The sequence below is a fragment of the Symbiopectobacterium purcellii genome (assembly GCF_019797845.1).
Taxonomy (GTDB): domain Bacteria; phylum Pseudomonadota; class Gammaproteobacteria; order Enterobacterales; family Enterobacteriaceae; genus Symbiopectobacterium; species Symbiopectobacterium purcellii.
The window spans coordinates 3914190-3938468 of sequence record NZ_CP081864.1 but is presented as its reverse complement, the minus strand read 5'-3'; the positions used below and the strand labels follow the sequence as shown (position 1 = coordinate 3938468).

Sequence of the window (24279 nt, the reverse complement as noted above, 5' to 3'; positions counted from 1 at the left end):
TTTTGCTGTTGTCACCGCTTAAGATTTTTGAATAATTTATACAAACAATCCGGTGAAATTTGCATACTTTAGCCCTATATCTAGTAGCGGCATCGTCAGCGGGGGAAAAACCCCTGTAACTTGTTTCCAGACAGAGAGAAATATCGATGAAAAACGCATTAATCATGGGAGCCTGTATGGCGCTGCTGAGCGTGGGCAGCGTCGCCAGGGCGGAACAGATTGGTTCTGTAGATACGGTTTTCAAACTGCTGGGGCCAGACCATAAAATTGTGGTGGAAGCCTTTGACGATCCTGACGTTGCGAACGTGACCTGCTATTTAAGCCGCGCGAAAACCGGCGGCATCAAGGGGGGGTTAGGCTTGGCAGAGGATACCTCCGATGCTGCCATTTCCTGTCAGCAGGTTGGGCCGATTACGCTGTCAGATAAGATCAAGAAAAGTGATGATAGTGGCACGGTGGTGTTCCAAAAGCGCACGTCACTGGTGTTCAAAAAACTTCAGGTGGTCCGTTTTTATGATGAGAAGCGCAACGCCTTGGTCTACCTGACCTACTCCGATCGTTTGGTCGACGGCTCGCCAAAAAACGCCTTGAGCGCAGTGCCGATCATTCCCTGGGGCAAGAGCGAGTAGTGTGTTAGGGAACACGTGCTGAGACAGGAAAGGCCATTTCCCCCTTGTCATCCTCGGCGAAAGCCGGGGAACTTTGTGAGAAGAAACGCGTTTCACCTGCAAGGGATTCCCGCCTGCGCGGGAATGAGGGTGGGGCGTAAATGGACATTGGCAGATTATGCGGCGACTGATATGCCTCATTAACGCACATAAGGCATAACTATCAGGGGTTAAACAATGAATTCAACGATCTGCATAGAACAAAAGTTCTCTCTTAATGAACTGACAGGGAATACCATTAGCGAATGTCGGTTCATCAATTGCGATTTCTCACATGCAGATCTGACAGACACCGTGTTCAAAAATTGCCATTTCTATGATGATGAAAGCCAGACGGGATGTGATTTTACGCATTCGGTACTCAAGGAAGCGAGATTTATTGGGTGCGATTTGAGCCTGTGTAATTTCCGGTACGCAGACGCGTTTGGTATTGAGATCAGAGAGTGCCGCGCGCAGGGGGCCGATTTCCGTAGCGCCAGTTTCATGAACAAAATTACAGAGCGAGTTTGGTTTTGCAGTGCTTTCATTATTAAATCAAATCTGAGCTATACCAACTTCTCAAAAGCCGTATTAGAGAAATGTGAACTGTGGGAAAACCGCTGGACGGCGGAAAATGTGCTTGGTGCTTCCTTTATTGGATCAGATCTCTCTGGCGGTGAATTTAACGAGTTTGACTGGCGCTCAGCTAATTTTACATTTTGTGACCTCACAGGCGCTGCATTGGGGAACCTCACTATCAGGGATACCGAGCTCGATGGCGTGAAGCTTGATATGAATCAGGCAGGTCAACTTCTGATGGATTTAGGGATTATTTTACAAGGCTAGAACGGGGTTGATGCTTTGCCGCTGAACGCGAATGAAAACAGGCATAAAAGCGATTGGCGAGAGTCGAGTCTGAGTTAAAAATAAAAGGCCGAAACCAGCAGGTTTCGGCCTTTTGAAATAACGGGCGGTGAGCGTTAGTCTTCCAGATCGCCGCAGAAACGGTAGCCTTCGCCGTGAATGGTGGCGATGATTTCTGGCGTATCGGCAGTGGATTCGAAATGCTTACGGATGCGGCGAATCGTCACGTCCACGGTGCGGTCGTGCGGTTTCAGCTCGCGGCCGGTCATTTTCTTCAACAGCTCGGCACGGGTCTGAATCTTGCCGGGGTTTTCGCAGAAATGCAGCATGGCGCGGAACTCGCTGCGCGGCAGCTTGTACTGCTCACCCGCTGGGCTGATCAGCGAACGGCTGTTGATGTCCAGCTCCCAACCATTGAAGCGGTAGCTTTCTACCAGACGACGCTCTTCGCTTACACCGCCCAAATTCATGGTACGGGACAGCAAATTGCGCGCACGGATAGTCAGCTCACGTGGGTTAAACGGTTTGGTGATGTAATCATCCGCACCGATTTCCAGGCCGAGGATCTTATCCACTTCGTTATCACGTCCGGTCAGGAACATCAGCGCGACGCTGGCCTGTTCACGCAGTTCGCGCGCTAACAGCAGGCCATTTTTGCCGGGCAGATTGATGTCCATGATCACCAGATTGATATCATGTTCGGACAGGATATGGTGCATCTCAGCGCCGTCAGTGGCTTCGTGAACGACATATCCTTCAGCCTCAAAGATGCTCTTGAGGGTGTTGCGAGTTACCAACTCGTCTTCGACAATAAGAATGTGCGGGGTCTGCATGTTTGCTACCTAAAATTGCCAACTAATTATAGAATTCGGAAGTACAGAAGTCGCCATCGGTCTTTTCGTGCCCGCACGCGCGGTGCGAGGTTATAGGGCTTTTACCGGAGTTTGGGGCGCAAAGGGCACGTTCACACTCGCAATGTAGACTAAAGTACGCAAATACGTTCCTGGTGCATGCCTGACTTCACCCGATGCGGCACGTTGCTACAGCAATGACATCTCCGCGTATCGGTTGCCTGACGCTGACAAAATTCCGCGTGAATCAGTTGCGCGGGCAGCGCCAGTGCTTTCTACGTGATAACCGGCGATATCAGATGATAATCAGGCTAACTCAACTACGCCTAAAGTGGTGCATAGTTTAACCTTATTAACAGCAACATAACAGTAAGCGCCGATTTTGATCGCTCACAAATCTACGGTTCCGTTGACATATATCAAATTTCATTGTAGCACGTTAACTATTTTGTGAAAAATACTTATAAAATTGCCAGCTTAAGTCACAAACTGCCTGATTTGGATACGATTCAGCAGCGCAAGCGGCCGCAGTGAACGCGAAACGTCATTACGCGATAGTCATTGTATAATGCATTGATATTAAAGCATATGTAATGATTTTTTTGGTTTTTATTCCTTTTTAAGCCTGACCCGCATTTTTTACCGTAAGGTAACGCTCGAATGTTTCATTTCTGTTAATTTAAACGAGGCTAGCGGGACGGGGCATACCGGGTATTGCATGTCCGCCAGCCATTTTCTCTTCTTTGGAGGTTTTGTGCAGTTTTTTATTGTGCTGGTCGCGCCAGCCCGCCCAGAGAACGTGGGGGCGGCAGCCAGAGCCATGAAAACCATGGGGTTTCATTCACTGCGTATTGTTGACAGTCAGGCGCACCTTGAGCCAGGTGCACGCCGCGTGGCGCACGGGGCCGGTGATATTCTGGATAATGTGACCTGCTACCCTACGCTCGCTGATGCATTGGCCGATGTGGATTTTACCGTCGCGACGACGGCGCGCTCGCGAGCCCGATTTCACTATTACTGCACGCCGACAGCGTTGCTTGGGTTGATGCAGGAGAAACAGCAGTGGGTCGGTTCGGCTGCGCTGGTGTTTGGCCGTGAAGATTCTGGCCTCACCAACGACGAGTTGGCGCTGGCGGATATATTGACGGGTGTGCCGATGCAGGCAGATTACCCGTCACTGAATTTAGGGCAGGCTGTCATGGTCTATTGTTACCAGTTGGCGCCGCTGATGCAGGTGCAGGCAGAGACTGCCGAAGCCGCTCAAGCCGGGCAGTTGGGGGCGCTGCGCCATCGGCTGGAAAAGCTGTTGGTGACGTTGCAGGTAGACGATGACGAGAAACTGCGAGATTGGCTACTGCAACGCATCGGGTTGTTACAGCAGCGGGATACCGCCATGTTGCATACACTGCTGCACGATATTGAGAAGGCGCTGAAGTGAGATGAAAAAAAGAAATCCATTGACTTCATGTCGCGATTGCCTTAACTAATAGAGGATAGAAACCGATTTGTTGATCGAGAGTCCTTTACGCATGCGTCACATCAGCCTGACCACCACCATTACTACCAGTAACGGTGCGGGCTGACGCGTAGAAAAGAATCTGAAAAAGCCCGCACCTAAACAGTGCGGGCTTTTTTTTTACGGCGAAGAGCAGGTTCCGCCGACCCGGGCCGCCAGCGGCGGCAGCCAAAAGCGCACGGCGTGTTTTGGTGACTGAAACTCAGGAGAAGAGATAAAAATGCGAGTGTTGAAATTTGGCGGGACTTCCGTGGCGAATGCGGCGCGTTTTGCGCGCGTTGCCGATATCATCGAGAGCAATGCGCGTCAGGGACAGGTTGCCACCGTGCTGTCTGCCCCGGCGAAAATCACCAACCACCTGGTGGCGATGATTGATAAAACCGTTGCGGGCCAAGATATTCTGCCGCATATCAATGATGCCGAAACTATCTTTTCTTCTCTGCTAAAAGGGCTGGCAGAATCCCAGCCGGGTTTCCCGTATGAGCGCTTGTCCACGCTGGTACAACAAGAGCTGGGCCAGTTGAAACAGGTTCTGCACGGCATTTCACTGCTGGGGCAGTGTCCGGACAGCGTCAATGCCAGCATTATCTGCCGTGGCGAGAAACTCTCTATTGCTATCATGGAGGCGGTATTTCAGGCCCGTGGTTATAAGGTCTCGGTTATCGATCCGGTAAAACGTTTGCTGGCGCAGGGACATTATCTGGAATCGACCGTGGATATCGCGGAATCCACGCGCCGTATTGCCGAGCAAGGCATTCCTTCCGATCACGTGATTCTGATGGCAGGGTTCACCGCGGGTAATGATAAAGGGGAACTGGTGGTACTGGGCCGCAATGGCTCTGACTACTCAGCCGCCGTGTTGGCCGCCTGTTTACGCGCAGACTGCTGTGAAATCTGGACTGACGTGGACGGTGTCTACACCTGCGACCCGCGTCAGGTGCCTGATGCGAGACTGCTGAAGTCAATGTCGTATCAGGAAGCGATGGAGCTTTCCTACTTCGGTGCCAAAGTGCTTCACCCCCGTACCATCGCCCCCATCGCCCAGTTCCAAATTCCCTGCCTGATCAAAAACACTGAAAATCCTCAAGCGCCCGGCACCCTGATTGGTCTGGACAGCTCGGATACCCAATATCCGGTAAAAGGCATCACTAACCTGAACAACATGGCGATGTTTAACGTCTCCGGCCCTGGCATGAAGGGGATGGTGGGGATGGCTGCGCGCGTGTTTGCGGCGATGTCCCGTGCGGGCATCTCGGTGGTGCTGATCACACAGTCTTCTTCCGAGTACAGCATCAGCTTCTGCGTGTCGCAAAGCGAATTGGCTCGTTCCAAGAAAACGCTGGAAGATGAATTCTATCTGGAACTGAAAGACGGCGTGCTGGAGCCGCTGGATATCACCGAACGTCTGGCGATCATTTCTGTGGTGGGTGACGGTATGCGCACGCTGCGCGGCCTTTCTGCCCGTCTGTTCTCCGCATTGGCCAGTGCCAATATCAATATCATCGCGATTGCGCAGGGTTCCTCTGAGCGCTCCATCTCTGTGGTGGTGGATAACGACGTGGCGGTGACTGGCGTGCGTGTGGCGCACCAGATGCTGTTTAACACCGATCAGGTGATCGATGTGTTTGTTATCGGCGTAGGCGGTGTGGGCGGCGCTTTGCTGGAGCAGATTCATCGCCAGCAGCCGTGGCTGAAACAGAAACATATCGATCTGCGTGTCTGCGGTATTGCCAACTCCAAAGCGCTGCTGACCAATATTAACGGCATTGCGCTCGACTCCTGGCGCGAAGCGCTGAATGAGGCGCGTGAACCCTTCAATCTGGGTCGCCTGATTCGTCTGGTGAAAGAGTATCATCTGCTTAACCCGGTTATCGTGGACTGTACCTCTAATCAGGCGGTGGCCGATCAATATGCTGACTTTCTGGCCGATGGCTTCCATGTGGTTACGCCCAACAAAAAGGCTAACACCGGTTCCATGAGCTATTACCAGCAACTGCGCAGCGCTGCCGGTAAATCTCGTCGCAAATTCCTGTATGACACCAACGTCGGTGCCGGGCTTCCGGTCATTGAAAACCTGCAAAACCTGTTGAATGCCGGGGATGAACTGCTGCGTTTCACCGGCATTCTCTCGGGGTCGCTCTCCTTTATCTTCGGTAAGCTGGATGAAGGGATGAGTTTGTCGCAGGCGACGTTGCAGGCGAAAGCCAATGGTTACACCGAACCCGATCCGCGTGACGATCTGTCCGGCATGGATGTGGCGCGCAAGCTGTTGATCCTGGCGCGTGAAGCGGGCTATAAGCTGGAGCTGGCCGATATCGACGTAGAGTCGGTGCTGCCGCCGTCCTTTGATGCTTCGGGTGATGTCGATGCCTTTATGGCGCGTTTACCCGAGTTGGATGCGCCATTCAGTGAAAAAGTGGCGCACGCGCGAGAAGCAGGTAAAGTGTTGCGTTATGTCGGCGTGATTGAAGAAGGGCGCTGCAAAGTACAAATTAGCGCAGTGGGTGGTAACGATCCGCTGTTCAAAGTGAAAGACGGTGAGAATGCGCTGGCGTTCTATAGCCAGTATTACCAGCCATTGCCGCTGGTGCTGCGCGGTTATGGCGCGGGTAATGATGTGACTGCGGCCGGTGTTTTTGCCGATCTGTTGCGTACGCTGTCATGGAAGTCAGGAGTATAATGATGGTTAAAATTTATGCGCCCGCGTCGATCGGCAACGTCAGCGTTGGGTTTGATGTACTGGGCGCGGCGGTTACGCCGGTTGATGGCTCACTGTTGGGCGATTGCGTGACCGTAACGGCGGCTGAGAGCTTCAGCTTACGCAACGAAGGCCGTTTTGTCGGCAAACTGCCGAGTGAGCCGAAAGAGAACATTCTCTACCAGTGTTGGGAGCGTTTTTGTCAGGAAGTGGGGAAAACCATTCCTGTCGCCATGACGCTGGAAAAGAACATGCCGATCGGCTCGGGTCTGGGATCCAGTGCCTGTTCTGTGGTTGCCGGCCTGATGGCGATGAACGAATTTTGTGGCAAACCGCTGGATGATACGCGTTTGCTGGCGCTGATGGGGGAGCTGGAAGGGCGTATTTCTGGCAGCGTGCACTACGATAATGTCGCGCCGTGCTTCCTGGGCGGTATTCAACTGATGATCGAGCAAAACGGCATCATCAGCCAGCCGGTGCCTGCGTTTGACGATTGGCTGTGGGTCATGGCCTATCCGGGGATCAAAGTGTCCACGGCGGAAGCGCGTGCCATTCTGCCCGCACAGTATCGCCGTCAGGATTGCATCAGCCATGGTCGTTATCTGGCGGGCTTTATTCACGCTTGCCATACCCGCCAGCCTGCGCTGGCGGCGGCGTTGATGCAGGATGTGATCGCTGAGCCGTACCGTACGCGCCTGCTGCCTGGTTTTGCCGATGCGCGTCAGGCGGCAAAAGATATCGGTGCGCTGGCGTGCGGTATCTCTGGTTCAGGGCCGACGCTGTTTTCCGTGTGCGATGATATGGAAAAGGCACAGCGTTTGGCCAGTTGGCTGCAAGATAACTATTTGCAGAACGATGAAGGGTTTGTTCATATTTGCCGTCTGGACACGACAGGCGCACGTCAATTGGGATAAGGCATGAAACTTTACAACTTAAAAGACCACAACGAGCAGGTCAGCTTCTCGCAGGCGATCAAACAGGGGCTTGGACGCCAGCAAGGGCTGTTCTTCCCGCTGGAACTGCCTGAGTTCAGTTCGACGGAAATCGATGACCTGCTGGAACTGGATCTGGTTACGCGCAGCAGCCGCATTCTTTCTGCCTATCTGGGTGATGAGATTGCACCGGAAACCGTTTATCAACGTGTTAAAGCGGCGTTTACCTTCCCGGCTCCGGTTGCTACGGTCTCTGACGATATCGCCTCTCTGGAGCTGTTCCACGGTCCAACATTAGCGTTTAAGGATTTTGGCGGGCGCTTTATGGCGCAGATGCTGGCACAGGTCTCCAACGGGGAAAAAGTCACCATTTTGACGGCCACTTCCGGTGATACCGGTGCGGCGGTTGCGCACGCGTTTTACGGTCTGGAAAATGTGCGCGTGGTGATTCTGTATCCTCGCGGCAAAATCAGTCCGTTGCAGGAGAAGTTGTTCTGTACGCTGGGCGGTAACATCTATACCATCGCGATCGACAGTGACTTCGACGCGTGCCAGGCGCTGGTGAAGCAGGCGTTTGACGATGAAGAATTGAAGCAGGCTATTGGCCTGAATTCTGCCAACTCCATCAATATCAGCCGCTTGTTGGCACAAATCTGCTATTACTTTGAAGCCGTGGCGCAGTTGCCTGCCGCCGCGCGTCAGCAACTGGTAGTGTCGGTGCCGAGTGGCAACTTTGGTGATTTGACCGCCGGTCTATTGGCTAAATCCCTCGGCTTGCCGATCAAACGCTTTATCGCTGCCACCAATGCCAATGACACCGTGCCACGTTATCTCAGCAACGGCGAATGGGCACCCAACCCGACAGTCGCAACGCTGTCTAACGCCATGGATGTCAGCCAGCCGAACAACTGGCCGCGCGTCGAGGAGCTGTTCCGACGTAAAAATTGGGCGCTGCCAACGCTGGGATTTGGTGCGGTGAGTGATGACGTGACCAAAGCGACGATGCATGAACTGGAAGCGCTGGGCTACACCTCCGAACCGCATGCGGCCATTGCTTATCGCCTGCTGCGCGACCAACTCCAGCCGGGCGAGTTCGGCTTGTTCCTGGGAACAGCGCATCCGGCGAAATTCAAAGAGAGCGTAGAAGCCATTCTGGATAAAACGCTGGATCTGCCGGAAGCACTGGCGCAGCGTGCGGATCTGGAATTGCTCTCGCACAACTTTGCACCTGATTTCGCGCAGTTGCGTCAGTTCCTGATGGCGTTGCCGGAATAAATTCTGTTGTTGATCGTTCCCCGCGCAGTGCGGGGAACGGTAACCTTTACTGCGCGTGGCGTTTAAAAATCAATTCCTGCTCGGTCGCGCCATATCCCGCAAAGCAGTAACCTTCCAGATTGAAATCTTGTAACTGCTCAACCTGCGTCAGCCGGTTTTTGATAATAAAACGGCTCATCAAACCGCGCGCCTTTTTGGCGTAGAAGCTGATCACCTTGAACGTGCCGTTTTTCTCATCCAGAAACACCGGTTTTATCAGCGTGGCGTTGAGCTTTTTGGCATTGACGGATTTGAAGTATTCATCAGACGCCAGGTTGACAAGAATCTCATCCCCCTGCGCCTGTAGCGCCTGATTGAGGTGCTGCGTGATGGTATCGCCCCAGAAGTGATAAAGATCTTTGCCAGCTTTATTCTCCAGGCGTGTGCCCATTTCCAGACGATAGGGTTGCATCAGGTCCAGCGGGCGAAGTACGCCATACAGCCCGGATAACATGCGCAGATGCTGCTGGGCAAAATCGAAATCTGCCTCGCTAAAATCTTCTGCGGCAAGCCCGGTATACACGTCGCCTTTGAAGGCTAACAGGGCCTGGCGCGCATTGTCGGGGGTGAAATGGGGCTGCCATTCACTAAAGCGTCCCGCGTTGAGATCTGCCAGTTTGTCACTGATGCCCATCAATGAGGCGATCTGTGCTGGTGTGAGCCGTTTACACTGGGCGATCAGTTCACTGGCGTAGTCCAGCAGCGCGGGCTGTGTGTAACGCTCGGTGGCTAACGGGCTGGTGTAATCCAGCGTTTTCGCTGGCGAAATGGTGATCAACATGGCATGGCTCCCCTGTTTTTGTTGCACGTACTGTAGCAAAAAACACGGAAAAAAGGGGCGATGGCTGTAACAGGAAAAGGCTGTCTTGCACGGGGGGCGGTGCGTGTTATTATCGAAACATAAGCGATCAGTAAGAAACACAAGACGACGTTCATATACCCACAACGAGATATGCCAACATGACGGATAAACTGACTTCCTTACGCCAATTGACCACGGTCGTGGCTGATACCGGTGATATCGCCGCGATGAAGCTCTACAAACCGCAGGATGCTACCACCAACCCTTCCCTGATTCTGAACGCGGCGCAAATTCCTGAATACCGCTCTTTGATTGAAGACGCGGTGAAATGGGCGCGTGAGCAGAGCAGCAAACGGGAACAGCAGCTTGTCGATGCCACGGACAAACTGGCCGTCAATATTGGTCTGGAAATCCTGAAACTGATCCCTGGCCGCATCTCCACGGAGGTGGATGCTCGCCTCTCTTATGACACTGAAGCGAGCGTTGCCAAAGCCAAACATCTGATCAAGCTCTATAACGATGCGGGCATCAGTAACGATCGCATTCTGATCAAACTGGCTTCAACCTGGCAGGGCATCCGCGCCGCCGAACAGTTGGAAAAAGAAGGCATCAACTGTAACCTGACGCTGCTGTTCTCTTTTGCTCAAGCGCGTGCCTGTGCGGAAGCGGGTGTCTTCCTGATCTCTCCGTTCGTGGGCCGTATTCTGGACTGGTACAAAGCCAACACAGATAAGAAAGAGTATGCGCCGCAGGAAGATCCGGGCGTTATCTCCGTTACTGAAATCTACGAGTACTACAAAGCGCACGGTTACGAAACCGTGGTGATGGGTGCCAGCTTCCGTAACAGCGGCGAAATTCTTGAGTTGGCCGGCTGCGATCGCCTGACCATTGCGCCAGCATTGCTGAAAGAATTGTCGGAATCCACCGGCGATGTGCCGCGTAAACTGGCTTACAGCGGTGAGATCAAAGCGCGCCCGGCGAAAATGACTGAAGCCGAGTTCTACTGGCAGCACAATCAGGATCCGATGGCCGTTGACAAACTGGCAGACGGTATTCGCAAGTTTGCGATCGATCAGGGCAAGCTGGAAAAAATGATTGAAGATCTGCTGTAATCAACGCAGAAAACAACGAAAGCCGGGCTCCCCCGGCTTTTTTATTATTGCCGTTTCGTCCGGCTATAGCGCAACGCGGTTCCGCTCACGTTTTGCCAGATAGAGTTTCTCATCGGCACGCTTCATCACCTGGGCCAGGTCTTCCTGCGCGATGTGATATTCCACCAACCCGATACTGACGGAGAGCTTCATCTTCTGGCCTGAAGACGAGGCGCTGGTGGCGTTGCTCACGGCCACTCTTGCCCGTTCAGCCACCCAGTAAGCGTCATCCAGCGCGATATTGGGCAGCACGATGGCGAACTCATCGCCGCCCAAACGGCCGAAGATTTCCTCTTTGCGAAACGAGTTTTTCAGGATGGCGGCTACGGTTTTCAACGCATCGTCGCCGCCATCGTGGCCCAGGGTGTCGTTCACGTTTTTAAAGTGATCGATATCGATCAGAATGACACTGGTCGGGCGCCGGGTCACAGTGGCGATTTGCAGTACCTTGTTGGCCGCATGGTAAAAGGCATCGCGGCGCAGGTAGCCCGTCAAATCGTCGTAGCGGGCGGTGGTGGGCAGCTCAATCAGGTATTTTTTGGCAAACAGCGAGAGCACGCTGCCTAACATGGCCGCGAGTAACGCCATAAACGCGGCAATGAGCAGCGATGAAAACGACCCCACGGTTTTGTACAGTGTCGGTTCACTCAATACGCCGGTGGTGCGGATGATCACACCGTGCAGTTCGTCCAGCGGCGACATCAGCGGAAAAATGGTGGTATAGGTGCCTTTTCCCGCATATTGTCCCATCGCGGGCAGCTTGTCTTTGCACAAGCGTAGGATGGTCATGTCGTTGAAGGTCAAATCCAATTGCGACAGGTGAGTGATGCATTCCGACTGTGTGTCGCGCGTGTTGAAACCCAGCGTCCTGACGCGCACCTGGGTAAAATCGCCGGTCAAAAAACGGATGTCGCTGTCTTTGACTTCACCGCCGGTGTTATAGGATTGATAAATATTAATAATACTATCAAGGTTGTGCCGCTGAGTATCCCACTCCGCCTGGCGATCGTGATAGATAACGAACAGCGCGGCAGAAAAAACGACGGAACCAAAGAAGAAGAATGCAGATACCGGATGAGAGATGAGTTTGAGTAATTGATATTTCAGACCGGCCATGATCGTTTCCTTGGTACTCGCGCGTACAGCTGCCGCCAGCAATGCGCTAACATACTCAGTGTCGGCGCTAAGTGGCCGTGACTTTAAATATAAACGCAATCTTTTTTCTTTGGCGGCATAAAAACCCGCTTATCTCACATTATTGCTGATAACCTAGCGCCTTAAACGACGTGCTGCTCTCATGCATGGAAAAGATTGTTAAAATCAGATTTTAACTGACAGAGATGTTGTTATGAATGAATTGCGAATTGGCTTGTTATCCATCTCCGACCGCGCCTCAAGCGGGATTTATCAGGACAAGGGCATCCCTGCATTAGAGGCGTGGCTTGCTGCTGCGTTGACGACGCCCTTTGACGTGGAATCCCGCCTCATTCCTGATGAGCAGCCGTTAATTGAACAGGCACTGTGTGAGTTGGTGGATGAGCGTCAGTGCCATCTGGTGCTGACAACTGGCGGCACGGGACCCGCACGGCGCGATGTCACGCCGGATGCCACGCTGGCGGTAGCCGATCGAGAAATGCCGGGCTTTGGCGAGCAGATGCGTCAGATTAGCTTACGCTTTGTGCCTACGGCGATTTTATCGCGTCAGGTGGGGGTTATTCGTAAACAGGCATTAATCCTGAACCTGCCGGGACAACCCAAATCGATCAAAGAGACGCTGGAAGGGTTGAAAGATGATGCAGGAAACGTAGTGGTGCCAGGGATTTTTGCCAGTGTACCGTATTGTATACAGCTGCTGGAAGGACCTTATATCGAAACTGATCCGCAAGTGGTAGCAGCATTTCGCCCCAAGAGTGCGATCCGCGACACAAAAAGCTAAAGTTAGCCCCTTTTAAACATAAACTACAGCTTTGCTGGAGTGTAAAATTTTAGTCGTTATAGTAATATTAGCTTTACAAAAAGACGGCAAATTATTTTTCTCTCACTCTGGCCTTATTCGGTAACTTATGAACGGTGATAACGCTCCATCACAACAATCGTCAGCACAGCCATCGCCACAGCCTCAATTATCACAACAACAGCGCCAACTGAACGGGCAGGATTACAAAACGCTCTCCCTGGCGGCGCTGGGTGGCGCGTTGGAGTTCTACGATTTCATCATTTTCGTGTTTTTCGCCGCGGTCATTGGCGAACTGTTTTTCCCGCCTGATATTCCTGAGTGGCTGCGCCAGTTGCAAACTTTCGGTATTTTTGCGGCAGGCTACCTGGCCCGCCCGTTGGGGGGCATCATCATGGCCCACTTTGGCGATCTGGTGGGACGTAAAAAGATGTTCAGCCTGAGTATCTTTCTGATGGCGGTACCTACGCTCGCCATGGGGATGCTGCCGACCTATGAAAATATGGGGATCGCGGCACCGGTATTGCTGCTGTTGATGCGCATTTTACAGGGCGCCGCGATTGGTGGCGAAGTGCCGGGAGCCTGGGTATTTGTCTCTGAACACGTGCCGCGTTCTCGCATTGGGCTGGCGTGTGGCATTCTGACGGCCGGGCTGACGCTCGGTATTCTGCTTGGTTCTGCGATTGCGACACTGCTTAATAGTACATTAACGCCGCAGCAGATTGTCGGCGGTGGCTGGCGTATCCCGTTCTTCCTCGGCGGTATCTTTGGTTTCTTTGCCATGTATCTGCGTCGCTGGCTGCAAGAGACGCCGGTGTTTATGGAGATGCAGGCGCACAAACGTCTGGCGGACGAATTACCGCTTAAATCGGTGGTGATGAAACACAAAACGGCGGTTGTGGTGTCGATGCTGCTGACCTGGTTGCTCTCAGCCTGCATTGTGGTGGTGATCCTGATGGCACCGACCTATTTGCAAAAAGTACACGGCATCCCCGCGTCGATGGCGTTGCAGGCCAACTGTCTGGCGACCATCACCCTGATGATTGGCTGTGTGGCCGTCGGGATGATTGTCGATCGTATCGGAGCCGGAAAAACGTTTATTTTCGGCAGCATTCTGCTGGCGGCGGGCTGCGCTTTCTTCTATCTGGTGGCCGCGCGCGATCCTTCGTTGCTGTTCTTAGGGTATGCGGTTGCGGGATTGTGCGTTGGCGTGGTCGGTGCGGTGCCTTATGTGATGGTGCACGCCTTTCCGCCTGAAGTGCGCTTCTCGGGCATCTCGTTCTCTTACAATGTCTCTTATGCGATTTTCGGTGGCCTGACGCCGATAAGCGTTACGTTGATGATGCAGATAACGCCTATCGCACCCGCCGTTTATGTGCTGGCATTGTCTGGGCTTGGTTTGCTGCTGGGGCTGTATCTCTACCAGACACAGTCGCGCCGTCGCGTGATGCTCACCGAGTCGGCACAGAGCCTGTAGTATTTCGTGCATGCACTGTGATAAGAAAACAAAAAAGCCCGGCGCATAGCGCCGGGCTTTTTATTGCGGGTCTTTTATTGCGAGCTTTTATTGCAAGTAGTGCGAGGCGCTTAGTGTGCTGCGCCGCGTGCACCAATCGGCAGGACCGTACGGCCAAACTGCGCGTTCAGCACTTCTGCCATCGCCAGATAAATGGCGCTGGCACCGCAGATAATGCCTTCATAGCCCGCGATGGTCAGCAGGCCGTGGTTGCCGGTGAAGTTACCGATAGCCAGCAGGGCAAACAGCAGCGTCAGGCTGGCAAATACGAACTGCAACGCACGGTTGGCGCACAGTGTGCCAAAGAACATAAACAGGGTGAAAACGCCCCACAGGCCCAGAAATACCCCGAGGAACTGTGCGTCACTGGCTTCTGCCAGACCCATTTTCGGCAGCATCAGAATGCCGACCAGCGTCAGCCAGAATGCACCGTAAGAGGTGAATGCGGTCACGCCAAAGGTGTTGCCTTTCTTGTATTCCAACAGCCCTGCGATGATCTGGGCGATGCCGCCGTAGAAAATCCCCATGCTGAGAATAATAGAAGAGAGTGGGAAAAAGCCTGCGTTATGCAGATTAAGAAGAATGGTGGTCATCCCGAAGCCCATCAGTCCTAACGGACCGGGATTCGCCAGCGAGTTCGTTTGCATAAATCCTCAGAATACAATAGTGGAGTTGTGTAGCTTGCTCGATGCCGCGTTCTGTCGGTGTTTCCTGATCTCTGGCGAGCTGTCCTTGCTCGTCGTCCCGATAGACCTTGCTGTCTCACTGTGAACGCTATTTAACTGTGCAAACATTGTCACAATCAAAGCGCTGTAACGGTAAAAACAACGCAACGGTGAAATTTTCAAAAAAAATTTTAATTGCGGCGCGGCATAATAGCGGGACGAATGCGCGGATACAACAAGGCGCAGGAGGAATAGTTTGATCATAAAGGGGATCGTCTGCATTTTTTTTTCGCTCCCCCCCTTGATGAGCAAATTGTTGTCCCCATCTTATTTCCAACCGAAACGGTTTGACCTCTTGTAACGTGATGTGCTGGGCAGTGTGAGTTTGCCTGAGGCATCGAAGAACAGCGTGTGGATGAGGAGACCTCGTGAGGGCAAAAATTGATTAATTGCACCTTGTTGAGTTGAAAATCCCCTTTTCGCCCACATAGTAGGTTGAACAACCACACCGAATACGACTTTTTAGTGGAGATGTTTAGATGGGTAAGATTATTGGTATCGACCTGGGTACAACCAACTCTTGTGTAGCGATTATGGACGGTACGCAGGTTAAAGTACTGGAAAACAGCGAGGGCGATCGCACAACGCCTTCTATTATTGCTTATACGCAAGATGGTGAAATTCTGGTTGGCCAGCCCGCTAAACGTCAGGCTGTGACTAACCCGAAAAACACCCTGTTTGCTATCAAGCGTCTGATTGGCCGTCGCTTCAAAGATGAAGAGGTGCAGCGTGATAGCAACATCATGCCGTACAACATCGTTGCAGCAGATAATGGCGATGCCTGGCTGGAAGTGAAAGATCAGAAAATGGCACCGCCGCAGATCTCTGCTGAAGTGCTGAAAAAAATGAAGAAAACGGCAGAAGACTACCTCGGTGAAACCATCACTGAAGCGGTTATCACCGTGCCGGCGTATTTTAACGATGCGCAACGTCAGGCTACCAAAGATGCAGGCCGCATCGCCGGGCTGGAAGTAAAACGTATCATCAACGAACCGACAGCGGCTGCGCTGGCCTACGGTCTCGATAAAGAAGTGGGCAACCGCACCATTGCGGTTTACGACCTGGGTGGTGGTACGTTTGATATCTCCATCATCGAAATCGATGAAGTTGACGGCGAAAAAGCCTTTGAAGTTCTGGCAACCAATGGTGATACCCACCTGGGTGGTGAAGACTTCGACAGCCGTATGATCAACTACCTGGTTGACGAGTTTAAGAAAGAGAAAGGCTTTGACCTGCGCAACGATCCGTTGGCGATGCAGCGTCTGAAAGAAGCCGCAGAAAAAGCTAAAATTGAGCTGTCTTCTGCGCAACAGACCGACGTTAACCTGCCGTACATCACGGCGGATGCGACTGGTCCGAAACACCTGAACATCAAAGTGACTCGCGCCAAGTTGGAGTCGCTGGTAGAAGAGCTGGTGACCCGTTCGCTGGAGCCATTGAAAGTCGCATTGCAGGATGCCGGGCTGTCCGTTTCTGACGTGCAGGACGTGATTCTGGTGGGTGGTCAAACCCGTATGCCACTGGTGCAGAAGAAAGTGGCTGACTTCTTTGGCAAAGAACCGCGCAAAGACGTTAACCCGGATGAAGCTGTGGCGATCGGTGCCGCGGTGCAGGGCGGCGTGTTGGCCGGTGACGTTAAAGACGTGCTGCTGCTGGACGTTACCCCGTTGTCACTGGGTATCGAAACCATGGGTGGCGTGATGACGCCGCTGATTACCAAGAACACCACCATCCCGACCAAACACAGCCAGGTGTTCTCTACGGCGGAAGATAACCAGTCCGCAGTAACCATCCATGTGTTGCAGGGTGAACGTAAACGCGCACACGATAACAAATCACTGGGTCAGTTTAACCTGGATGGTATTCAGGGCGCGCCGCGCGGTATGCCGCAGATCGAAGTCACTTTTGACATCGACGCCGACGGTATCCTGCACGTGTCTGCTAAAGACAAAAACAGCGGTCGCGAGCAAAACATCACCATCAAAGCGTCTTCGGGCTTGAATGAAGATGAAATCCAGAAGATGGTGCGTGATGCTGAAGCCAATGCGGAAGCTGACCGTAAGTTTGAAGAGCTGGTACAGACGCGTAATCAGGGCGATCATCTGCTGCACAGCACCCGTAAGCAGCTGGAAGAGTCTGGTGACAAGCTGGCCGCTAACGATAAAACCGCGATTGAAGATGGCCTGAAAGCGCTGGAAAATGCACTGAAAGGCGAAGATAAAGCGGAGATCGAAGCGAAGATCCAAACGTTGATCGAAGCGTCTGCCAAGCTGCTGGAAGCATCGCAACAGCAGGCCCAAGCGGGTGCAGGCAACGCAGATGATGCGGCACGCAAAGAAGACGACGTCGTAGACGCTGAATTCGAAGAAGTGAAAGATAAAAAATAATCGCCCTTAGGCGGGCGCAACAACGGCGATAAGCCGTTGCTGGCAAACCAGGCACGGGCGTCGAGGAAACTCTGCGCCCGTGCACGCATGTTGAGGGCAGGAAAAAACATGGCGAAGCAAGATTATTACGAAGCACTCGGCGTTGCCAAAGACGCCGATGAGCGGGAGATCAAAAAGGCTTATAAGCGCCTGGCGATGAAGTTTCACCCGGACCGTAATCCCGGTGATAAAGAGGCTGAAGCAAAATTTAAAGAGATCAAAGAAGCCTATGAAATTCTGACGGATGCGCAGAAACGGGCGGCTTACGATCAATACGGCCACGCCGCGTTCGAACAAGGCGGTATGGGCGGTGGTGGTGCTGGCGGTTTCGGCGGCGGCGCAGATTTTGGCGATATCTTTGGCGACGTATTCGGCGATATTTTCGGCGGTGGGCGTCGTCAACGTGCCAGCCGCGGGGCCGATTTACGCTATAACATGGAGTTGACGCTGGAAGAAGCGGTTCGTGGCGTCGCCAAAGAGATCCGCATTCCGACGCTTGAAGAGTGCGACTCCTGTCATGGTAGCGGCGCAAAACCGGGCAGTTCGCCGGTAACCTGCCCAACCTGCCATGGCAATGGCCAGGTGCAGATGCGTCAAGGGTTCTTTACCGTTCAGCAAACCTGTCCGCACTGTCATGGACGCGGCAAGATCATTAAAGATCCTTGCAACAAGTGTCATGGTCATGGCCGCGTGGAAACCAGTAAAACGCTGTCGGTGAAGATCCCTGCGGGCGTGGATACGGGCGATCGTATTCGCTTGTCCGGTGAAGGTGAGGCCGGGGAACACGGTGCACCTGCGGGCGATCTCTACGTTCAGGTGCAGGTAAAACCGCATCCTATCTTCCAGCGTGAAGAGAACAATCTCTACTGCGAAGTTCCCATCAACTTTGCGATGGCAGCCATGGGCGGCGAGATTGAAGTGCCGACGTTAGATGGCCGCGTGAAATTGAAAGTGCCTGCGGAAACCCAAACTGGCAAATTGTTCCGCATGCGTGGCAAAGGTGTGAAATCGGTACGCGGTGGTGCGCAGGGAGACCTGCTGTGTCGCGTGGTGGTTGAAACGCCGGTTAATCTTAATGAGCGCCAGAAGCAACTGCTGAAAGAGTTGGAAGAGAGTTTCGGTGGACCTTCCGGAGAGAGAAATAGCCCTCGCTCTAAAAGCTTCTTTGATGGCGTGAAGAAGTTTTTCGATGACCTGACCCGATAACGTTGCAGGTTCAGACAAAAAAACCGGTGATGTATCACCGGTTTTTTTATGCCCACCGTTTCTATCCACAGGGCCCTCACCGGTTAAATCTATATCCCGCTGCTTGCTAATGACTTATTTGAACCGATATCATTAGATTTTATAGGGAAATAATTAGGGATAAAAATGAAACTGGGAAAGGTCGTGTTATTTTCGGCATTAGTCGCCTGCTATGCCAATGTTCAGGCTGCCGGATTTAACTGCTCGCTCGAAAACCTCAATGAAACCGAAAAAACAATATGCAGCACGCCTGCGCTGAGTGGCATCGACTCCATCGCGAATCGACGTTACACGATTGCCATAGATAATAGTGTGGCTAAAGGCTCTCTGATGAGGGAGCAACGCGAATGGTTGGTACGAAGAAATGCGTGTGGCACTAACGTTGACTGCATAAAATCTGAATATCAGCAGCAGATTCGCTATCTTGAAATGGTTCACCCATTTTCTTCTGTCAGAAATTTGTTTGGCAAATGGTTGGATAAGCCGTTAGAAAAAGGGATGAAAACCGCATCGGGCTTTGCCATCGAAGAAGCGCCCTGGAAGATAAAAAGGCTGTTTCGTTTTCGCGGTGAAATGCGCAAGTATGATGAAAATAATGATGGTTACTGGCGTTTGCTAACGCACCGGATTATCAATGGTGATTTAGCCATCTTTTTTGCGGTGGCGAATTCGACCAATACCAAAATCTACATGTACACCGATTCGGCGCCTCACAGCAATGACTTAACACTGGTTGCGCTTTTTGATTACAAGATGAGCACCGTATATACCCCGGTGGTGAGCTATCATGTGACGGACGACAATATCCTTAGCTATTCCATCAGTTACGGTCGCGGTGATTACCATTATGAAAAGCAGTTTGAGATAGAAGTATCGGATAAAGGGCTGTCGGCCCCCAAAGAAGTCCCTGCTACCACCGTCAGAGATTACGATGAGGAAGGGGGTGAGGTGTGGACGGGATATTGTGGTATTGTAACCTGTACCAGCCGAGGTGGTTCTCCCGATGGAAAATGGCGTATTGCGGCAACGGACAGTATTTTCTATTTTCCCTCAGATCGCCCCGATCTCGGTGTTGATGTTTTTCTGCCTCAATTAGATCCCAATGAGAATAAATCATCTCAATGGGAATATGACCGTCGCTATACCTGGGGGGATAAAAACGCGTTCTATTTTGATAATGATGGCGGTGTTGCCTGCGTTTGGAAAACCGATATCGAAAAGAAAACTACGACAAGAATATTGCCCGTTGAAGGCTTAGTACACCCTTATTATATAAAATACAAAGGTAAGGATTACATTGTTTCCCGACACCTCTCTTATGAAGGTGAATATGGTAACAGGGGCAGCGATGGTTATCTTGATGGATACTATATTGCTACCGAATAACAACGCTGTTTTTATTTTATAGGCAATGCCGAAAACGTTTTACAACAATGGCGCGAGATTTCGCGCCATATTGTTCTCTTGCTGAGGTTTAGTGGCTTACGACCTGGGTTTTAAGGGACGAAGCATCACGCCCTTTTTAAACTCATCCATGACTGAGTTATATTGTGGTGTTGTTGTGGGTTTAATGCTTTTCTTTTCACGGACCACCGGTGCTGAACTTACCGTATCCGTCTGGATGATTCTTGGCGGTACATACGATGCTGGTGGCATTGGGGGCGGCGGAGGCGGCATCCCCATGTTACCCGGTTTTACCGGTGTTGGCGGCGTAAACGTGCTCAGTTTAGCAGGCGCTGGTGCAGGCGTGGAACGAGTTTTTTTAATCGGTACAGGGCGACCTGCGGCTAAACGGCTGTTGAGATCCTGTAGGATTTTGCCGTGTTTGCTCGCGAAACTGTCTGAGAGTTTTCGCGCATAAATAACGTTGCGTTCACTGATCGGCAACGGTTTGGCGGGTACGGTAGATAACGCTTTGGCTGAAGGCATAAACGTTATTGCATTGTTTGATGCTTTTTGAAAATCATGTTTTATAACCCTAATTGTCGTATTTTTTGCCGCTGGTGGCGGTAAGGGTGGCATGAATTTCTTCATCAATGTGCTAATGTTACTGGATATGGTACGCATATAGCCTCCTAAAGCTAGATTAATTTTTTCAAAGTTCAATGAAATAATAATTGAGTGAAAATTGTATCGCTTTAATAATCCGCTGAACCCTTGGCATTAATAAGCGATGCTCCCTTCAAAACGCGTAGAAATCGTTGTCAGACTGTCGTCGAAACGATCGGGAGAATATTTCATTAAGTTTTCTAGTTTAGTTTTTAATGCCGGATCGTTATCACTACCAGAGGATGGTAAATTCTCAAGCTTGGGTTTTAACTGCTTTGATAACGTCTCTATTTCTGCCATTAGCTGGTGATGGGCATGTTTTGACAGTTGGTCTTTAATTTCCGGGTTCATCAACGCATCAGGATAGTGCCGAGTTACCGCGTCTAGCGTAGGTCTGATATAGGGGTTCGCGCCAGCACCCGTTGGCGTGAAGGCTTTATCACGCTGTGGAGCGTTGCCTGAAAGCCCTGCGTCCTGTGCGGCGCTGCCGATGGTATGCAGGTAGGCATTACGAATGCCGTCACACAATCCTTTATGGTAGGCAATTTGCGCAGCGGTTGAGAGAACGTCTCCATCATGGCGTGCGTGGCCTTTGGTTTTTAAGAGATGATTCAGCACCGCTTCGTGGCTAACGATTTCAAGCTGCGTGTGTGGATACGGCATATTGCTTGCGCGTGCGTCAGCGGAACCCCGTTGATGCCGGGTAATTTCTTGCGTCACGGCGTCAAGGGCCTTTAGCGATCCTGTGGCCAGACTGACATGGCGTCCCTTCTGATAGGCCGTGGCAACCGTATCTTGCAGGCTGTTCCTGAGCAAACTGCGGCCCGCCATTTTGACTATCCCTTTCTGCAACAACGTGACGATGTGGTTCATGCCAAACGCTTTCACCATCGGTTTGTCTTTTATTTTTTCCAGCTTGTCCAACGCACCTGTGACTTTGGTTTGGGCTTGCTGTGGCTGCGATGTTTGAGCATAGGAGCTCGCCTGCCGAATGTCCTGTTGCGTGTCAGCGGGAAGGGTGCTGAGCAGTGTGTTCTGAACCGGTTTGGCGCTGTGCTCCAGACGCTTTAAGAAGTTGTCTTTATGGTTGCTGTAGATGGCGCAGAGGGCTGAGTCGATTGCCTGGCTGGCATAGTGGGTATCAGCCATGCCCTTTTCGACAATTCCAAATTCCGTTACGGCGCTATCGACCAGGGTTTTGGCTTTTGTCAGCGCTTCCCGGCTGGTGGTGTTGGCAGCCAATGCGGTTGCCGTATGTTGAGTGGGGGGGCGGCCCAGAATTGGCCCCGAGATGGCCTGTCGGGTCAATCGTTTTCCCGTGTCCGGTTTGCGTAAATGACTTGTGGTGATCTGCTGCTTAGCTTCGTGCGCGAGGGTAGCCATGATTTTTTGTCGAGCTGAATGGGCATGAGCTGGTTTTGCCGCGCGGACCTGTTGCCCAGAGTCGGCAGGTTGAGTCGCGGTGGCGGCCTGTTTTGACTGATTAAACAGAGCCACCGCGCGCACATTGATACACTGCGTGAAGGGGTTGATGAACTGTACTAACCGGTTATTTTTGGGGGGCGTTATCACTCCGTCAGTGGCAGATCTGCCGCTCGGCACGCTGGCCTGTTGTGCTCTGTTGCCAAGCCCGTTCACGGTGTTTAACCCAGAGGGCCTTTGTGCTGTTATCGGTGACGTTTGTTGCGCTTTTGGCTCCTGGATCGTCAATATGACGGGAGACGATTTTTTGACTACTGGTGCTACCATAGAGAACCTCATGAATGCTGGATACTTTTTGGGCGCCAGCATAAAGTAGCGGTTAATTTGGACTATAAAAAAAGAGCCTTACAGATTGAATCGTCATAAGGAGAGAATGGAGGCAAGGTAACGCCAGGGGAAATATGAGGGATGTGCGTTGAACGCATTGATACAAAAAAACCGGCCAGAGCCGGTTTTTTCTTACAACGAGGAAGACAGATATCTACGCAAGCAATGATTACAGTGCGTTGATCTGAGCAGCCAGGTTGGATTTATGACGAGATGCTTTGTTCTTGTGGATCAGACCTTTGCTAGCCTGACGATCCACAATCGGTTGCATGTCGTTAAACGCTTTTTGTGCAGCTTCTTTATCGCCAGTAGCGATCGCGGCGTATACTTTCTTGATGAAAGTACGCATCATGGAACGACGGCTAGCGTTGTGCTTGCGACGCTTCTCAGACTGTACGGCGCGTTTCTTAGCTGATTTGATATTAGCCAAGGTCCAACTCCCAAATATATTCTATCGAGGACAATTCAAAGGCCGAGGAATATGCCCGTTTAGCCTTCGTTTGTCAATGGATTTGTGCAAATAAGCGCCGTTTGTACGCCGACGCTTGTTACGTTGTGATGGCGCAGGATTTTAACAGCTTCGCGCTCGGGAATACAGCGTTTCCCGACAGAAATTCGCGTTTACCTGACGAACTTTTGATAAGAAAGAGGAATTTTTGCTCCGGCAAGGTCAGGGAGCGGAAGCGCTTTTGCGCGTTATCAACAGGCGTCACTGAGCAATTGCGTGACAAAAGGCGTGAATCGCGCCTTAACCTTAACCGCTGTACAAGGTATAATCCGCCGATTTCCATATCGTTAACCAAACTGTTCCTGAGTCGCCATGCAGCTAATCCGCGGTATACACAATCTCCGGGCACGCCATTATGGTTGTGTGCTCACCATCGGCAATTTTGACGGCGTACACCGTGGGCATCAAATGCTGCTTGAGCGACTAAAGCAGGAGGGGCTGGCGCGTAATTTGCCGGTGATGGTGATGACGTTCGAGCCACAGCCGCTCGAACTGTTTGCTGCCGATCAGGCACCTGCACGACTTACCCGACTGCGCGACAAGGTGAACTACCTGGCGCGCGCAGGCGTTGACGCGCTATTGTGCGTGAAGTTTGACGCGGCGTTTGCCGCACAGGATGCGCAAGACTTTGTGCGCCACCTTCTGGTGGAAAAACTGGGTGTCAAATTTCTCGTTGTGGGGGATGACTTCCGCTTCGGGGCTGGTCGCAGCGGTGATTTCCTGTTATTACAGAAGGCAGGGCAGGCCCATGGCTTTGAGGTCATCAGCACGACAACGTTCTGCAATGGCGGTAGGCGCGTCAGCAGTACCGCAGTACGTGACGCCCTGCTGCATGACGATTTGCCGCTGGCACAGGAATTGTTGGGCCACCCTTACAGTATTTCCGGGCGTGTGGTGCACGGTAAAGCGCTAGGCAGAACGTTGGGATTTCCCACCGCGAATCTGCCGATGAAACGCCAGGTGTCTCCGGTCAGTGGCGTGTATGCCGTTGAAGTCTACGGTCTGGGCCCGACGCCGTTTCCCGGCGTCGCCAATATCGGCACCCGGCCAACGGTAGACGGCGATAAACGCCAGCAGTTGGAAGTGCACCTGCTGGATGTCGCCATGGATCTGTACGGGTGTCATATAGAAGTGGCGCTGTGTAAGAAAATACGAAATGAGCAGCGGTTTGCGTCGCTAGAGGCATTGACGCAGCAAATCGCCGAGGATGTGGTGACGGCCCGGACGTTTTTCGGGTTAGCAGCACCGGTGTAATATTCATACCCCAAGGTA

Annotated in this window: 20 protein-coding genes and 1 other annotated feature; of the genes, 13 read left to right on the top strand and 7 right to left on the bottom strand. The window is 52.2% G+C overall.

The annotated features are described in order from the left end of the window. The first annotated feature begins 164 nt into the window (after positions 1 to 164). Together creA and K6K13_RS18325 are read left to right on the top strand one after the other, a co-directional pair. Positions 165 to 629, top strand: coding sequence for a protein CreA (gene creA / locus K6K13_RS18330; protein ID WP_413542244.1), 465 nt, complete (start codon positions 165 to 167; stop codon positions 627 to 629). 216 nt (positions 630 to 845) lie between these two features. Beyond that, positions 846 to 1493: a Qnr family pentapeptide repeat protein gene (locus K6K13_RS18325; protein WP_222158264.1), complete on the top strand. Its 648-nt coding sequence runs from the start codon at positions 846 to 848 to the stop codon at positions 1491 to 1493. Between the two features lie 134 nt (positions 1494 to 1627). On the opposite strand, the gene arcA is transcribed toward K6K13_RS18325, so the two are convergent. Beyond that, positions 1628 to 2344: a two-component system response regulator ArcA gene (gene arcA, locus K6K13_RS18320; protein WP_195311984.1), complete on the bottom strand. Its 717-nt coding sequence runs from the start codon at positions 2342 to 2344 to the stop codon at positions 1628 to 1630. 772 nt (positions 2345 to 3116) lie between these two features. Between arcA and K6K13_RS18315 the strand changes: the two genes are divergently transcribed. From K6K13_RS18315 to thrC, 4 genes are all read left to right on the top strand, one after another. Continuing rightward, positions 3117 to 3800 carry a tRNA/rRNA methyltransferase gene (locus K6K13_RS18315; RefSeq protein WP_222158263.1) on the top strand — a complete coding sequence of 228 codons (684 nt, stop codon included), beginning with the start codon at positions 3117 to 3119 and terminating at the stop codon, positions 3798 to 3800. A 98-nt stretch (positions 3801 to 3898) separates the two neighbouring features. Then, positions 3899 to 4000 (top strand) — a sequence feature (Thr leader region). Between the two features lie 98 nt (positions 4001 to 4098). Continuing rightward, positions 4099 to 6558 (top strand): bifunctional aspartate kinase/homoserine dehydrogenase I, encoded by a 2460-nt coding sequence (gene thrA / locus K6K13_RS18310; protein WP_222158262.1) that lies wholly within the window; start codon positions 4099 to 4101, stop codon positions 6556 to 6558. Between the two features lie 2 nt (positions 6559 to 6560). Next, a complete protein-coding gene (gene thrB, locus K6K13_RS18305; protein ID WP_222161170.1) occupies positions 6561 to 7490 on the top strand; it encodes a homoserine kinase in 930 nt (309 codons plus the stop codon). 3 nt (positions 7491 to 7493) lie between these two features. Continuing rightward, positions 7494 to 8783 carry a threonine synthase gene (gene thrC, locus K6K13_RS18300; RefSeq protein ID WP_222158261.1) on the top strand — a complete coding sequence of 430 codons (1290 nt, stop codon included), beginning with the start codon at positions 7494 to 7496 and terminating at the stop codon, positions 8781 to 8783. 46 nt (positions 8784 to 8829) lie between these two features. Here thrC and yaaA read toward each other — a convergent pair whose 3' ends face one another. After that, a complete protein-coding gene (gene yaaA, locus K6K13_RS18295; RefSeq protein WP_222158260.1) occupies positions 8830 to 9603 on the bottom strand; it encodes a peroxide stress protein YaaA in 774 nt (257 codons plus the stop codon). A 179-nt stretch (positions 9604 to 9782) separates the two neighbouring features. Here yaaA and tal point away from each other — a divergent pair, with 179 nt between their 5' ends. After that, positions 9783 to 10736 (top strand): transaldolase, encoded by a 954-nt coding sequence (tal, locus tag K6K13_RS18290; protein ID WP_222158259.1) that lies wholly within the window; start codon positions 9783 to 9785, stop codon positions 10734 to 10736. Positions 10737 to 10799: 63 nt separating this feature from the next. Here the strand turns inward: tal and K6K13_RS18285 are convergent, their stop codons facing one another. Further along, on the bottom strand, positions 10800 to 11891 hold the full coding sequence (locus K6K13_RS18285) for a GGDEF domain-containing protein (RefSeq protein ID WP_222158258.1): 1092 nt from the start codon (positions 11889 to 11891) through the stop codon (positions 10800 to 10802). Positions 11892 to 12123: 232 nt separating this feature from the next. Between K6K13_RS18285 and mog the strand changes: the two genes are divergently transcribed. Both mog and K6K13_RS18275 read left to right on the top strand, forming a co-directional pair. After that, positions 12124 to 12711 carry a molybdopterin adenylyltransferase gene (gene mog / locus K6K13_RS18280; RefSeq protein WP_222158257.1) on the top strand — a complete coding sequence of 196 codons (588 nt, stop codon included), beginning with the start codon at positions 12124 to 12126 and terminating at the stop codon, positions 12709 to 12711. Positions 12712 to 12838: 127 nt separating this feature from the next. Beyond that, complete coding sequence (locus K6K13_RS18275) at positions 12839 to 14206, top strand: MFS transporter (protein WP_222158256.1); 1368 nt, start codon at positions 12839 to 12841, stop codon at positions 14204 to 14206. Positions 14207 to 14316: 110 nt separating this feature from the next. On the opposite strand, the gene satP is transcribed toward K6K13_RS18275, so the two are convergent. Next, entirely contained in the window at positions 14317 to 14892 is a 576-nt protein-coding gene (satP, locus tag K6K13_RS18270) for an acetate uptake transporter (RefSeq protein ID WP_222158255.1), read from the bottom strand. Between the two features lie 557 nt (positions 14893 to 15449). On the opposite strand from satP, the gene dnaK reads away from it, so the two are divergent. The 3 genes from dnaK to K6K13_RS18255 all read left to right on the top strand — a co-directional run bounded on the left by dnaK (position 15450) and on the right by K6K13_RS18255 (position 20027). After that, positions 15450 to 17357, top strand: coding sequence for a molecular chaperone DnaK (gene dnaK, locus K6K13_RS18265; RefSeq protein WP_222158254.1), 1908 nt, complete (start codon positions 15450 to 15452; stop codon positions 17355 to 17357). 108 nt (positions 17358 to 17465) lie between these two features. After that, complete coding sequence (dnaJ, locus tag K6K13_RS18260; protein WP_222158253.1) at positions 17466 to 18602, top strand: molecular chaperone DnaJ; 1137 nt, start codon at positions 17466 to 17468, stop codon at positions 18600 to 18602. 165 nt (positions 18603 to 18767) lie between these two features. Further along, positions 18768 to 20027 carry a lysozyme inhibitor LprI family protein gene (locus K6K13_RS18255; RefSeq protein ID WP_222158252.1) on the top strand — a complete coding sequence of 420 codons (1260 nt, stop codon included), beginning with the start codon at positions 18768 to 18770 and terminating at the stop codon, positions 20025 to 20027. Positions 20028 to 20123: 96 nt separating this feature from the next. On the opposite strand, the gene K6K13_RS18250 is transcribed toward K6K13_RS18255, so the two are convergent. The 3 genes from K6K13_RS18250 to rpsT form a co-directional block, all read right to left on the bottom strand. Then, positions 20124 to 20708, bottom strand: coding sequence for a hypothetical protein (locus K6K13_RS18250; RefSeq protein WP_222158251.1), 585 nt, complete (start codon positions 20706 to 20708; stop codon positions 20124 to 20126). Between the two features lie 96 nt (positions 20709 to 20804). Then, complete coding sequence (locus K6K13_RS18245; protein ID WP_222158250.1) at positions 20805 to 22073, bottom strand: hypothetical protein; 1269 nt, start codon at positions 22071 to 22073, stop codon at positions 20805 to 20807. A 595-nt stretch (positions 22074 to 22668) separates the two neighbouring features. Continuing rightward, positions 22669 to 22929: a 30S ribosomal protein S20 gene (gene rpsT, locus K6K13_RS18240; protein WP_222158249.1), complete on the bottom strand. Its 261-nt coding sequence runs from the start codon at positions 22927 to 22929 to the stop codon at positions 22669 to 22671. 390 nt (positions 22930 to 23319) lie between these two features. On the opposite strand from rpsT, the gene ribF reads away from it, so the two are divergent. Next, entirely contained in the window at positions 23320 to 24261 is a 942-nt protein-coding gene (gene ribF, locus K6K13_RS18235; protein ID WP_222158248.1) for a bifunctional riboflavin kinase/FAD synthetase, read from the top strand. Positions 24262 to 24279: the final 18 nt, after the last annotated feature.